Genomic DNA, 12,819 nt, shown 5'->3' with positions numbered 1-12,819 from the left:
GACGCGGCGCACCGGAGATGGACTGCTCGGAAACGGCGTAGGGGTCTATCGTGGCGGTCGAGGCCGAGTTGACCGTCGAATCGGCTTGGAGCTAGGTCTCAGGGTCCGGCGCTGGTCTGGGTTCGGGCCCGCATCTCCCAGTGCTTGAGGCCCGAGTTCTCGGCCAGCTTGGATTTGGCTTGCTACTTGGCACTCCGGACGCGGGCTTGGGCCTTCGATACTTGGACTTGAACTTGGGCTTGGACCGGCTTGGACTTGGCGCTTGGCTTGACGCTTGTCACTTGGAGCCGGGCACTCGGATTAGGCTAAGCTTCATTGGGTGAGGAGCGGGTTCAGGGCACGAGTTCGGGCTGAGATTGCGGCAAGGTACTCGTTTCGCCGGGCCTCCTGCCGGTAAATCGCCCGTACCGGCCTGAACTCCCAAAGCGCAGGGCGACCAGTCCAACGAATCGACAAATACAAGGCCATGCCATCTGGCCCGCGGATACGCGGCAATGGCCACCCGCCGCATGGACCGCTCAGAGGCGCCCCAAACCGGTACCGGTCGCTGGATACACCGCTTTAAAGCCGGCGCTGGTCCCGACTAGATACCCCATCCCCGTCAACGACGGCCAAGGGCCCCGCGCCCTAGGTAGCGAGCGCTGACCCGGTAAGCACATCTCGGTATGCTCGCCATCCAGGCAACTATGGTATGTCTGGCATCAGCTACCTATCGCCGCCGGCCTTAGAAATGCAGCGCTCCACGCCACGCTCACATGGCAACGGGTATCTGGTCCGCACCTGAATTACGCTAGGACACTTTGCCCTTACTCGTGGCTTTCCCAACTGCGCCATCGAGTTGATTCCCTTGGCTATCTGGTGACCGGTCTTTTGTAGCCAGGACCCCACCTTGTACCGAGCAGCGGACAAAAGATATTGCCACTGCCGAGCAGTAGCTATAAAGCGGTGCAGACTCGGGCAGCTATACCGGCAATTGCGGATTGTCCTTCACTCCGTATCGCCTCCGCCACGAACAAAGTGCCCGCCCTTCCCTCCGCTGCTGGAAAAAAGCGTTCATCTCCGCCCGGTGCTATGTGCCCTCCCTAGGGAAGACCCCGGGCTGGCCTCCGAAGTACTGCCTTACGCCCGAGCAATGCCGGGAAGCAATTTAGGCATTTACAGAGCTTAGAAGCCTGCCTGGGCTCTGCAGACCTTTCTTTTTGCGCGGCGAGAATCCTAACGCCATAGGCTCGATATCCCATCGAACTTCTGGTTCCACCGTCCGCCGGGCCTCCGACCGATCCAGACCGCCAGACCAGGCGATGTTCCACGTGAAACATCGCGGTCTACCGCCGCACCGACGGATAAGCGAATCACGGCCTATTTTTCGCTACGCCCGGCGACAGGCGGCCCAATTGAACAGTCACCTGACCCGGGCGCCGTCGGCTTCTTCTCGCATCGCGCGGGCAATCAATACGTCCAGCGCTTGGAAAAGCTCGGCTACCTTCTGCGGCTCGAATCCTTCAAACAATCGCGCATTACGCTCGAGCGCGGTCCGCCGCAGCTGCGACATGACGTTCATACCCTCCTCAGTAAGCGTCAGCTCGGCTTCCCTGCAATCCCGTTGCGACCGCCTTCTTGTCACGAGTCCCCGTTTGGACAGACCCGAAACCGCCCGGCTGATCTGGGCCGCATCCACTAGCGCGGTGTAAGCCAATTGCCGGATGGACACCGGCTGAAGAATGCCGAGCAATGTGATGACTTGCCACTCGACTTGCGAAATACCGAACTGTGCCTTGCCATATTGAACGGAAGCCCGCATCAAGGCTTTACTGAGCGTGGCAACCTTGGGCGCCAGCAGCTTTTCGTGCTCGCCCATCGTAGCTGCCGGAAGCCCATCCGTCATGGACGCCAGCTCTGATTCGTTTCTGATAGTCAAACTGCCCCCGACGCATTCAGTTTTTACTTCTTATGATGGCCATGATCAGGCGCCATGTCCGCCACCTCCGCGATTGTCGCTACTCCGCGTAGGCAGCGCAATATGCACCGATCAATGCACGATATGGGGAGTTCGCGACACGGAGTATGCGCGACAAAGCCAACGGGGCAAGCTCAGCGTCGACACGGCAATATTAAATGATTTTATCATGTATTAGGCCCCGTGCGCCCCCATCCCTGTGCGCCACCCAGCGGCGGACGCCTGAGCAGAACGGCCGTCAAGGATTACGCTAGGGAAACAGCACCATATCGAGCACGTTGATGACACCGTTGTCCACCTCGACATCCGGCTCTAGAACCTCGGCCTTGTCGAGCCGCAGGTTGCGGTCCTTGCGATGCACCGTCAGGGTCTTGCCCGCCTCGGTTCGAATCTGGGTCCCTTCTTTGGCATCCTTGAGCAGAATCTTGCCGGCAGCCATGTGCAGCTTGACCACGCGTACGAGAGTCTCCTTATCCCTGAGCGCATCCCTTTGGGCCGCGGGAAGCTTGGCGAAGGCCTCGTCCGAAGGGGCGAATACCGTGTAGGGTCCGTCGTTCTGGAGGGTCTCCTCCATACCGGCTTCCCGCACTGCATTGATCCATGAGCTGAACATCCCGGCGGTAGCAGCGGTGTCGACGATATTGCGCGCCAGGGCCGGGCCCGACCCGAGGAGCAGCCCCGCGGTCAATAGAATCCCGGCAAGGGCGGGTAGGTACCTGCTTAGCATGCGCTTCTCCCGAGCGATGAGTTTCTCCTTGTCGCTTGCGGCGCCGAAACGCCTGCATCGGCGAACGCCGACCTTTTATGGTGACTCTTGCCGCTGTAACCAGGGCCATCTGTTCGCAAGGGGGCGCAACAGGATGCGCAACATTCCGATACGAAAACGGCCGGGCCCTAGTGGGCCTGGCCGTAGATAAAGCGAGGAAGTGGGGCCCGCCGCCTCGAGAATGCGGCGGCGGAAAGCTGGCTTAGCTCGCCAGCCGATTGGCAAGCTGCTGCTTGACCTTGACGAGTTCCTCGGGCAATCCTTGTTGGAGAAGCTCGAACAGCTCTTCGTGGAGGCGCAATTCTTCCTTCCACGCGTCGGCATCGATGGCAGTGATCCGGTCGAACTGGTCCTGCGTGAAGTCCAGGCCATCCCAGCTCAGATCGCCATACGAGGGCGTCACGCCGAAGACGTGGTCCACGCCTTGCGCCTTGCCTTCGATGCGTTCCAGCATCCACTTCAACACGCGCATGTTCTCGCCGAAGCCCGGCCAGACGAACTTGCCGTTTTCGTCCGTGCGGAACCAGTTCACGCAGAAAATGGCAGGCAGCTTCACGCGGGCCGATTCGAGCTTGGCGCCCAGTTCCAGCCAGTGACGGAAGTATTCGCTCATGTTGTAGCCGCAGAACGGCAGCATGGCGAACGGATCGCGACGCACGACGCCCTGCTTGCCGGTCGCCGCTGCGGTTGTTTCGGAGCCCATGGTGGCGGCCATGTACACGCCTTCGACCCAGTTGCGTGCCTGGGTCACGAGGGGCACGGTGGTCGAACGACGGCCGCCAAAAATGAAGGCATCGATCACCACCCCCGCGGGGTTGTCCCATTCCGCATCGATGGCGGGGTTCTGGTCGGCAGCCACGGTAAAGCGCGCGTTGGGATGCGCTGCCTTGCGGCCGGTGCTCTTGCCGATCTCGGGCGTCCACTCCTGGCCCTGCCAATCGAGGCAGTGCGCGGGAGGCTCGCCCATGCCTTCCCACCATACGTCGCCATCGTCGGTCAGCGCGACGTTGGTGAAGATGACGTTCTCGCGCAGCGTGGCCATGCAGTTGAAGTTGGTCTTCTCGTTGGTGCCCGGTGCCACGCCGAAGTAGCCCGCTTCGGGGTTGATGGCGCGCAGCTTGCCGTCCGGGCTCGGCTTGATCCAGGCGATGTCGTCGCCAATGGTGGTGACCTTCCAGCCGGGCAGCGAGGCGGGCGGGATCAGCATGGCGAAGTTGGTCTTGCCGCAGGCCGACGGGAACGCGGCCGCCACGTGCATTTTCTTGCCTTCGGGAGAGGTCACGCCGAGGATCAGCATGTGCTCGGCGAGCCAGCCCTGGTCTCGCCCCATCTTCGACGCGATGCGCAGCGCCAGGCACTTCTTGCCCAGCAGCGCGTTGCCGCCGTAGCCGGAGCCGAACGACCAGATTTCGCGCGTCTCGGGGTAATGGACGATGTACTTGGTTTCGTTGCAAGGCCAGGCCACATCGGCTTCGCCTTGAGCGAGCGGCTTGCCCACGGTATGAACGCAGGGCACGAATTCGCCATCGGTTCCCAGCACGTCGTAGACCTTGCGGCCCATGCGGGTCATGATGCGCATGTTGGTCACGACATAAGGCGAATCGGACAGCTCCACGCCGATCTGCGCGATGGGCGAACCAAGCGGACCCATGGAGAACGGAATGACGTACATCGTGCGGCCACGCATGGAACCGGCGAACAAGCCGTTCAGCGTAGTGCGCATTTCAGCCGGGTCGACCCAGTTGTTCGTGGGGCCGGCATCCTCCTTGCGCTCGGAGCAGATGAAGGTGCGGTCTTCAACCCGTGCCACGTCCGAGGGGTCGGACCAGGCGAGGTAGGAGTTGGGCCGCTTGGCCGGATTCAGGCGGCGCAGCGTGCCGGCCTGCACCATTTGCTCGCAGAGCCGGTCGTACTCTTCCTGCGAGCCGTCGCACCACTCGATGCGATCGGGCTGCGCCAGGGCGGCGATTTCCGCCACCCAGGCCTTGAGCCGCTCATGGCGTACCCAATCAGGCGCATCGAGTGCCGAAAGATGTTTGGTGACCGATGTTTTGGGTACGGCATTCATTCCTGAGATTCTCCTCGACGCTCGAAAGGCGCCCTATCAAATGACAAGACCGGGCGCCGACGGGCCCGGTTGAAGTTAACCTAATATACCGCACCACCTCCTACCAAACGTTTCCAGGAGGAAAGGGTCGGTTACCGATAGCTGCTAACGCTCGCCAGACCAATTGGACTACCATCGCGTCTGGCTGAAGGAAAAGCGATGCGCATTACGATTCTGGACGACTACCAAGACGCGGTACGCAAGCTCGAGTGTTTCAGCTTGCTAGGAAGCCACGAAGTTAAGGTTTATAACAATACGGTCAAGGGATTAGGCCAGTTGGCAGTGCGCCTGCGCGATGCGGAGACGCTGGTCCTGATACGCGAACGCACGGTCATTACGCGCGGCTTGCTGGACAAGCTTCCCCAGCTGAAATTGATATCCCAGACGGGTCGGGTCGGCTCGCACATAGACGTGGCGGCCTGCACCGAACGCGGTATCGCAGTCGCTCAAGGCGTGGGCTCGCCGATCGCGCCGGCCGAACTGACATGGGCGCTCATTATGGCCGCAATGAGGCGGATTCCTCAATACGTGGCCAATCTCAAACACGGCGCGTGGCAGCAATCCGGCATGAAGGCTTCATCCATGCCCGCCAACTTCGGCCTGGGCCGCACCCTGCACGGACGCACCCTCGGTCTGTTCGGCTACGGCAAGATAGGCAAGCTGGTGGCGGGCTACGGCAAGGCCTTCGGCATGAAGGTCGTAGTCTGGGGCCGCGAGTCCACCCTGGAACGCGCCCGCGCCGACGGCCTCGAGACGGCGTCCAGCAAGGAAGCCTTGTTCGAAAGCAGCGACGTCCTGTGCTTGCTGCTGAAACTGAGTGACGAAACCCGCAGCATCGTGACGCTGGCGGACCTGCAGCGCATGGGGCCGGAGTCGCTGCTGGTGAATACGTCGCGCGCCGAACTGATCGAACCAGACGCGCTGGTTGCCGCATTGAACCGAGGTCGCCCCGGCATGGCAGCCATCGACGTTTTCGAGACCGAGCCCATTTTGCAAGGCCATCCGCTGTTGCGGATGGAGAACGTCATTTGCACGCCGCACATCGGCTTCGTAGAGCGGGACAGCTACGAGCTTTATTTCAAGGTGGCGTTCGAGAACATCGTTGCCTGGACATCGGGCAAGCCGGCCAACATCGTGAACCCGGAAGTTCTGGGCCGGTAGCCATCCATCACCGGGCTTAATACTTTTGGCGGGATCCGGTGGCCCGGATCGACGTGCACCGCTGGGCACGATTGCACGGAGGAGGCACAGAAACGAGAACACCCCGCCTTGGCAGCGGGGTGCGCGCACGGCACGGAAATCGCGCCGCGCGTAGAAACGCGTTTACAGCGGCTTGATGTCCGCGGCCTGGGGGCCTTTGGGACCATCCTTGACTTCGAACTCGACTTCCTGGCCCTCGGTGAGGCTGCGATAGCCGCGACCCACGATGGCGGAAAAGTGAGCGAAAACATCGGGACCACCGGAATCCGGCGTGATGAAGCCGTAGCCCTTGTCCGCGTTAAACCATTTGACTTTGCCCTTCTGTGCCATGTGCGGCGTCCTCTAAACAATAAACAATGCAATAGAACCAAGAACGCCGACACGAACTGAAATGCGGTAATGGCGGACATCCGCAAATGCCAGACGGGACTTGCGTGCTGCTTGAATTCAACTGCGAATGGCAGCATACAGGGCCGAACATTACGAATCAATAACATTTAGCGGGCGTATCGCAAATGTCGCGTACCCGCGGAACAACGGGCTAAAACGGCCTTGCGCACGGCCCGGCGAAACCTACGCGGACCCTTCCCGCAAGGCCGGAAAATGCTTGAGCAAACCGCGGTAGAGCGGGCCGCTTACCAGCAGTACCGCTGCCAGCCGGAATACCTGGAATGCGGTCACCAGAGGTACACCCAATTGCAGCACCTTGGCGGTAATGCACATCTCGGCGACACCCCCGGGGGCCAGGCCCAGGATCAAGGTGGGGGACGAAATACCGGTGGCCGGCGCCAATGCTACGCTGGCGCCCACTGCGAGCACGATGGCGATCAGGGTATATACCAGGATGGAAGCCATGAAGCGGGGCGCAATACGGAAGAAGTCAGGGGTATAGCGGTCGCCCAGCGACCAACCGATAAGCAGTTGCGCACCGTTGAGCAGGAAACCCGGAAGGGCGGAGAACGCCATGTCCTGGGAAGTCAGGGCAATCGTGACGGCCATGGGTCCGAGTACCCAGGCATTGGGCATCCCGACCCTGCGCGCGAGCAAGGCGCCACAGCCGGTCAATGCGAACATCAGCGCCAGGCCGGGGAGATCGACCATCAAGGTGGCCGGCGGAAACAGGCCCGTGCCCGTTATCCCGGAAAACCGGAACCCCAGCGGCACCAGCACCACCACCAGTAAAATCCGCAAGCTGTGGGCCGAGGCCACCAGCGACACCTTTCCACCGTAGCGGTCCGACAGGTTCGCCATTTCGGCGGCGCCGCCGATGGTAGACGAGAAATAGGCCGTGCTGAATTCCACCCCTGCCGCGCGCCGCAGGAAACAGGCGCCGGCCAGGCCGATGAGGACGGCGAACAGCGCGCCGGCAACCAGCGGAATGACATTGCCGGCGATCTCGTCGACCACCGTCGGCGTGAAATACAGTCCCAGGCCCAGCCCTATCACCCATTGACCCGCGCAGCGCAGCGCCACATGGCTCTCGGACCTTACGCCGCCGATCTTGCTGGCCGCGGTCGCAACCAGTGCGCCCAGCATCCAGGGCAGCGGCGTGTGCAGGGCAACGGCTATCAACGAGCCGCACAGGGCAATGGCGAAACCGAGTAGCAAGCGAGCGGGCATGGGCGAAAAACGAGGCACCGGCATGTCCGCCGGAAAAGCGCAGGGGTAGACTGATCCGTTGAGGATCAATGGTACATCCAGGTACGAGCAAACCAATGATTAATTCCAAACTGCCGGACGTAGGCGTCACTATCTTCACGATCATGAGCCGCCTGGCCACCGAGACCCGGGCCATCAATCTCGGCCAAGGCTTTCCCGACTTCGACCCGGACGCTGCCCTGTTGGCCCAGGTGGATGCCGCGATGGCCGCGGGCCATAACCAGTACGCGCCCATGGCGGGCATTCCGGCCTTGCGTGCGGCCATCGCTGCCAAGACCCAGGCGCTGTACGGTACCTCGTACGACCCCGAAAACGAGATCACCGTCACCAGCGGCGCCACCCAGGCCTTGATGACGGCCATTCTCGCGGTAGCCGGCGCAGGCGATGAAGTCATCGTGCTCGAACCGACCTACGACTCCTACTTGCCGGCCATCAAGCTGGCGGGCGCCACGCCCGTCGCCGTGCAATTGCTGCCGCCGTCGCCGCAATCGCCCTATTACCGCCCCGATTGGGACGCCGTGCGGCGGGCCATTACGCCACGTACGCGTGCCTTGATGATCAACTTCCCCCACAACCCGACCGGCGCGGTCTTGGCCGACCAGGACCTGGACGCGCTCGAGCGTCTGCTGGACAGCACCGGCGTCGTGTTGATCTCGGACGAAGTCTACGAGCACATCGTGTTCGACGGCTGCCAACACGCTTCGATTGCCCGCCGCCCGGCGCTGGCCGCGCGCAGTTTCCTCATTTCTTCGTTCGGCAAGACCTTTCATACCACGGGCTGGAAGATCGGCTATTGCTGCGCGCCGGCGGCATTGTCGGCCGAATTCCGCAAGATCCACCAGTTCATGGTGTTCGCGGTATCGACACCGATGCAGCACGCGCTGGCCGCGTTCCTGGAAGACCCGCGCCACTATCTCGACCTGCCGGCCTTCTACCAGGCCAAGCGGGACCGGCTGGAAGCCGGCTTGCGGCAAACCCGGTTCAAGCCCCTGCCGTGCCCCGGCACCTATTTTCTGCTGGCGGACTACAGCGAGATTTCGGATGCGCCCGAAAGCGAGTTCGCCCGCTGGTTGACCACCGAACATGGCGTGGCCGTCATTCCGATCGCGGCCTTCCATGCCGATCCGGATGCGCCGGCCTCCAACCGGCAGCTGGTCCGGTTCTGCTTCGCCAAGAAAGATGCGACGCTGGATGCGGCCCTGGAGCGGCTGGCACTCATTAAAAAGTACTAATACCTCTAGTCCTTTGGCATACCCTCCCCGGGAGCCTGCGGCCTTGGCCGTTCCACCATCGGACCGATTCCTTCCATCTTCATCGAGAGGCAGCATGGTGCCTGGGCCGCATGCGGCCCGTCGTCGTCGTAGGAAAGAAGTGTTTTGGGGTTTTACTTAAAACTACCTATCCTATTCGTAGTAAGTAATAGGAGCCTGTGGATAACTTTGACGGGCGGGAAAAGTCTTTTTGATTCAATGGCTTGCCTAATTTTAAGGCATGTGGATAACCTTGTCCACATGGTGTACCCCGAAGTTGAACAAGTTTTCCGGTTCGGAAATCGACGGCGGTTATCCAGAAAGCGTCAACACATTGTGCACACCCTGGTTCCCTAGAGCTTATCCACAGGCTGCTACACCTCTTTTCTTCGTCCGGCGCCGTCGCGGTATGCTTGCTTGCGATGCGAATCCCGGAGCCTATCGTGTCTACTCCCCTCCAGCAGTTCGTCGGCCGCTACCGGCGCTTGTTCGTATTGACGGGCGCGGGGTGCAGCACCGAGTCCGGCATACCCGACTACCGGGACGCCGACGGACAGTGGAAACGCAGCCCGCCCATCGATTTCCGGACTTTCATGGGGGATCCCCTCGCCCGCCGCAGGTACTGGGCCCGCAGCATGGTGGGATGGCGCCGCTTCGGCAAGGCGGGGCCCAACGACGCCCATCGCGCCTTGGCCCGGCTGGAAGCCGCCGGATGCGTGCACCGGCTGGTGACCCAGAATGTGGACGGCCTGCACCAGGCCGCCGGCAGCCGGGCGGTGGTGGACCTGCACGGGCGGCTGGACCAGGTCCGCTGCATGCAGTGCGAACGGCGCCAGGCGCGGACGGTGTTCCAGCAGCACCTGGCGGCCTTGAATCCCAAGTGGGTGGCGCTGGAGGCGGGAGACGCGCCCGACGGCGATGCCGACCTGGAGTCCGACGACTTTGGCAGCTTCCGGGTACCGGAATGCCCTGACTGCGGCGGCATCTTGAAGCCGGACGTCGTGTTCTTCGGCGAACCGGTGCCCGCGGCACGCGTATCGGCGGTGCTGGAGGCGCTTCAGGCATCCGATGCCATCCTGGTCGTGGGGTCCTCGCTCATGGTGCATTCCGGCTACCGATACGTACGTGCCGGCGCGCAGGCCGGCCTGCCCGTGGCCGCCGTGAACCTGGGCCGTACCCGGGCCGATGAGTTGTTGGCGCTGAAAGTGGAGCAGCCGTGCGCCCAGGCGCTGGCTTTTCTGCTGGACGACAAGGCGGCGGCCTGATTCTGGGCGGGTGCTGAGTCAGGAAAGGCGAGCCGTTTGCGAGGAAACGCTATCCATGGGCGCCGGCGCGCCGGTTAAGCTGGACCGACCTTGTTTGTCTGAACAGGCTCATGTCCTTGAATCCCCTTCTGCTGGATGCCACCGAACTGGCGCAGGCCATCGCAACCGGACAGGTGTCGTGCCGGGAAGTCATGGCGGCTTATCTGGACCGCATCGAACGCTGCAATCCGGCCGTCAATGCCATTGTCGCGCTGCGTCCGCGCGAAGAGCTCGAGGCCGAGGCCGCCCGTGCCGATGCCGAACTGGCGCAGAAGGGGCCCCAGGGCTGGATGCACGGTTTCCCTATCGCGGTAAAGGACCTGGACCCGGTGCGCGGATTGCCTTGGACCGAAGGTTCGCCGGCGTACCGCGACCGCGTGGCTGCGGCCGACAGTATCCAGGTGGAGCGCATGAGGGCCAGCGGTGCCATTCTTATCGGCAAGACCAATACGCCGGAGTTCGGCTTGGGGTCGCACACCTATAACGGCGTCTATGGCGTGACGCGCAACCCGTACGACGCCGGCCGTTCGGCGGGCGGCAGCAGCGGCGGGGCCGCGGCCGCCGTAGCGCTGCGCATGCTGCCGGTCGCCGATGGAAGCGACCATGCGGGATCCCTGCGCAATCCCACGGCCTTCAACAATGTATACGGCCTGCGTCCCTCGTATGGACGCGTGCCGGCCCTGCAGGCCGACGTGTTTGCCAACACGTTGGGCGTGGCGGGCCCCGTGGCGAGGAACCCGCGCGACCTCGCCAATTTGCTGGCGGTCCAGGCCGGGCCGGATCCGCGTGCGCCGCTTTCGATCCGGGAACCACCATCGGTGTTCGCCCATCATGCCCGCGCGCCGTCTGCGTCGCTGCGGGGCCGCCGCATTGCCTGGCTAGGTACCCTGGGCGGGCACCTGCCCATGGAACCCGGCGTGACCGCGGTGTGCGAGCGCGCATTATCGGTATTCGAAGACCTGGGTTGCGTGGTCGAGCCGGTGGCGCTGGATTTTCCGGTCGAAGCCATCTTCGAACAATGGCTGGTGTTGCGGGCCTGGGCGATCTACCGGCAGCTGCGGCCGTTGTACGAGGACCCGGTCAAGCGGGCCATGCTGGGGGACCAGGCCCAATGGGAACTGGAGAACGGCCTGCGCCTGACGCCCGCCGGGCTGGCGGAGGCGGAGGCCTTCCGCACCCGCTGGTTCCATTTCGTGGCGGCCTTGCACCGGCAGTACGATGTGCTGGCCCTGCCGTCGGCTCAGGTGTTCCCGTTCGACGCGGCCTGGAAATGGCCGACCGAGATCGCCGGCCGTGCCATGGATACCTACCATCGCTGGATGGAGGTCGTGATACCCGGAACGATGTCGGGCTGCCCGGTCATCGGTTTGCCGGCAGGATTCGACGAGCGCGGGCTGCCCATGGGCATGCAGTTGATCGGCCCCATGCATGGGGAACTGCTCTGCCTCGATATGGCCCGCGCGTACGACGATGCGACGTCGTGGGCGCGGCGGCGGCCGCCGCCGGCATTTCCGCTCTAGGTACGGTGTGCCTGCTGGCCGGCCCGGGATCCTAGCGATCGGGATTGACGCCGTGCTGCGAAAGGAAATCGCCGGCTTTTGCCACGAAGGCCTCGATCAGCTCCGACGATGCGTGCTGGTACTGGCGCACGGCGACCAGCTGCGAAGTCCGGCTATAGCCCCGCACCGGACGGTAGACGATGTCTTTGCGTTCATGGCTGCCGAAATTCAGCAGCGAATAGCCGAACCCGCTTGCCACCAGGCCCCGCACCATTTCGGCCGAGGTCACACGATGGGCGATATTGGGTTTCAGGCCCAGCGTGGCGAACACCGACAGAAAGTAGTCCCGGGTCTTGGGGATGTCCAGCATGATGAAGGGCATGTCCTCCAACTGCGCGAGGTCCACCGTATCGTTCGCGAGCCAGTGCGATGCCGGCAATACGCAGCGCACCGGCCCTGGACAGAGCACCGTCGTCGCCAGCGCCGGGGAGATCTCGAAGTCCAGCACGAAGATCACGTCCAGCGCGCCGGCCTCCAGTTGCGCCATCAGTTGGGGATGGCCATCGGTGTGCCAGCGCACGTCGGTACCCGGGTAGGCGGCCTGGAAGGCGCGTACCAGCGGCGGCACCACGCTGGGCGCGATGTCGCCCAGGCAGCCCAGGGTAATGCGTTGATAGGCATGCCGCCGGCGGTTGATGCGGCTGAGTTCTATCTCCTGGACCTGGCCGATGATGTTGCGCGCGGTCTGGAGCAGCTGGTGGCCGGCTTCGGTCAGCACAAGACCCCGCGCATGACGCCGGACGAACAATTGCTCGCCCAGCAATGACTCCAGTCCCGCGATCGCGCTCGATATGGCCGGCGGAGAAATACTGAGTTCCTCGGCCGCGCGCAGCGCGCTGCCATGCTTGGCCGCTGCCGCGAAATACACCAGCTGCCGCAGCGTGATGCGGGGGATGCCGCTGGCTTCCTCGGCCAGTTGGGCACGATGGCCGGGCGCTGCAAATCCGGTGGGCATGGCGGAAGGCTGGGCCGCGCCGCCGAGGGAGTCGATGGCCTGGAGCATGGTGAAGGTACCGG

The 12,819-nt window shown here is 63.1% G+C and carries 10 protein-coding genes; 4 read left to right on the top strand and 6 right to left on the bottom strand.

The genetic code is table 11. The features are described from left to right. Nucleotides 1-1,402 precede the first annotated feature (1,402 nt). From QHC78_RS11190 to QHC78_RS11180, 3 genes are all read right to left on the bottom strand, one after another. Nucleotides 1,403-1,858: a MarR family winged helix-turn-helix transcriptional regulator gene (locus tag QHC78_RS11190; protein WP_319744453.1), complete on the bottom strand. Its 456-nt coding sequence runs from the start codon at nt 1,856-1,858 to the stop codon at nt 1,403-1,405. 349 nt (nt 1,859-2,207) lie between these two features. Beyond that, nucleotides 2,208-2,684, bottom strand: coding sequence for a fasciclin domain-containing protein (locus QHC78_RS11185; RefSeq protein ID WP_319744451.1), 477 nt, complete (start codon nt 2,682-2,684; stop codon nt 2,208-2,210). Nucleotides 2,685-2,925: 241 nt separating this feature from the next. Continuing rightward, on the bottom strand, nt 2,926-4,791 hold the full coding sequence (locus tag QHC78_RS11180; RefSeq protein WP_319744449.1) for a phosphoenolpyruvate carboxykinase (GTP): 1,866 nt from the start codon (nt 4,789-4,791) through the stop codon (nt 2,926-2,928). A gap of 198 nt (nt 4,792-4,989) precedes the next feature. On the opposite strand from QHC78_RS11180, the gene QHC78_RS11175 reads away from it, so the two are divergent. Then, complete coding sequence (locus QHC78_RS11175; RefSeq protein WP_319744447.1) at nt 4,990-5,991, top strand: D-2-hydroxyacid dehydrogenase family protein; 1,002 nt, start codon at nt 4,990-4,992, stop codon at nt 5,989-5,991. Nucleotides 5,992-6,153: 162 nt separating this feature from the next. Here QHC78_RS11175 and QHC78_RS11170 read toward each other — a convergent pair whose 3' ends face one another. Then, nucleotides 6,154-6,360, bottom strand: coding sequence for a cold-shock protein (locus QHC78_RS11170; protein ID WP_319744445.1), 207 nt, complete (start codon nt 6,358-6,360; stop codon nt 6,154-6,156). A gap of 243 nt (nt 6,361-6,603) precedes the next feature. Continuing rightward, nucleotides 6,604-7,668: an AbrB family transcriptional regulator gene (locus QHC78_RS11165; protein WP_319744443.1), complete on the bottom strand. Its 1,065-nt coding sequence runs from the start codon at nt 7,666-7,668 to the stop codon at nt 6,604-6,606. Between the two features lie 77 nt (nt 7,669-7,745). On the opposite strand from QHC78_RS11165, the gene QHC78_RS11160 reads away from it, so the two are divergent. From QHC78_RS11160 to QHC78_RS11150, 3 genes are all read left to right on the top strand, one after another. Further along, entirely contained in the window at nt 7,746-8,921 is a 1,176-nt protein-coding gene (locus tag QHC78_RS11160; protein ID WP_319744442.1) for a methionine aminotransferase, read from the top strand. 440 nt (nt 8,922-9,361) lie between these two features. Beyond that, on the top strand, nt 9,362-10,204 hold the full coding sequence (locus QHC78_RS11155) for an NAD-dependent protein deacetylase (RefSeq protein WP_319744899.1): 843 nt from the start codon (nt 9,362-9,364) through the stop codon (nt 10,202-10,204). Nucleotides 10,205-10,314: 110 nt separating this feature from the next. After that, entirely contained in the window at nt 10,315-11,763 is a 1,449-nt protein-coding gene (locus QHC78_RS11150) for an amidase (protein WP_319744440.1), read from the top strand. Between the two features lie 31 nt (nt 11,764-11,794). Here QHC78_RS11150 and QHC78_RS11145 read toward each other — a convergent pair whose 3' ends face one another. After that, complete coding sequence (locus tag QHC78_RS11145; protein WP_319744438.1) at nt 11,795-12,805, bottom strand: LysR family transcriptional regulator; 1,011 nt, start codon at nt 12,803-12,805, stop codon at nt 11,795-11,797. Nucleotides 12,806-12,819 lie beyond the last annotated feature (14 nt).

It is taken from the genome of Pigmentiphaga sp. (assembly GCF_033795525.1).
Classification (GTDB): Bacteria; Pseudomonadota; Gammaproteobacteria; order Burkholderiales; family Burkholderiaceae_B; genus Pigmentiphaga.
Note: the sequence above shows the minus strand (reverse complement) of the source record. Positions and strands in the feature narration are given on the sequence as shown.

Bases quoted from the DNA above. Each gene is read 5' to 3' on its own strand.
- QHC78_RS11185 (WP_319744451.1), bottom strand. From the start codon at position 2,684: ATGCTAAGCAGGTACCTACCCGCCCTTGCCGGGATTCTATTGACCGCG.
- QHC78_RS11155 (WP_319744899.1), top strand. From the start codon at position 9,362: ATGCGAATCCCGGAGCCTATCGTGTCTACTCCCCTCCAGCAGTTCGTC.
- QHC78_RS11180 (WP_319744449.1), bottom strand. From the start codon at position 4,791: ATGAATGCCGTACCCAAAACATCGGTCACCAAACATCTTTCGGCACTC.
- QHC78_RS11175 (WP_319744447.1), top strand. From the start codon at position 4,990: ATGCGCATTACGATTCTGGACGACTACCAAGACGCGGTACGCAAGCTC.
- QHC78_RS11145 (WP_319744438.1), bottom strand. From the start codon at position 12,805: ATGCTCCAGGCCATCGACTCCCTCGGCGGCGCGGCCCAGCCTTCCGCC.
- QHC78_RS11150 (WP_319744440.1), top strand. From the start codon at position 10,315: ATGTCCTTGAATCCCCTTCTGCTGGATGCCACCGAACTGGCGCAGGCC.
- QHC78_RS11170 (WP_319744445.1), bottom strand. From the start codon at position 6,360: ATGGCACAGAAGGGCAAAGTCAAATGGTTTAACGCGGACAAGGGCTAC.
- QHC78_RS11190 (WP_319744453.1), bottom strand. From the start codon at position 1,858: ATGGGCGAGCACGAAAAGCTGCTGGCGCCCAAGGTTGCCACGCTCAGT.
- QHC78_RS11160 (WP_319744442.1), top strand. From the start codon at position 7,746: ATGATTAATTCCAAACTGCCGGACGTAGGCGTCACTATCTTCACGATC.